At 67.5% G+C, this 252-nt stretch carries 1 protein-coding gene; it reads left to right on the plus strand.

The features are described 5' to 3' along the window. A partial coding sequence (locus R0J87_RS22790) for an AIR synthase related protein (protein ID WP_498889203.1) occupies nt 1-252 on the plus strand: 252 nt, incomplete at both ends.

Below are 252 nucleotides of genomic sequence, written 5' to 3' on the forward strand. Positions count from 1 at the left end.
ATCGATGCCGGCAACGCGCTGGTCGATGCCATGAAGCCGATCGCCAAGAGCACGGCGCGGCCTGGCGCCGCCGCGGGACTGGGCGGCTTCGGCGCGCTGTTCGATCTGGAGGCGGCGGGCTACAACGATCCGATCCTGGTCGCCACCACCGACGGCGTCGGCACCAAGCTGAAACTGGCGATCGAGAGCGGCAAGCACGACACGGTTGGCATCGACCTGGTGGCAATGTGCGTCAACGACCTCGTCGTGCAG

This window comes from Halomonas sp. SIMBA_159 (assembly GCF_046536035.1).
Taxonomy (GTDB): domain Bacteria; phylum Pseudomonadota; class Gammaproteobacteria; order Pseudomonadales; family Halomonadaceae; genus Vreelandella; species Vreelandella venusta_A.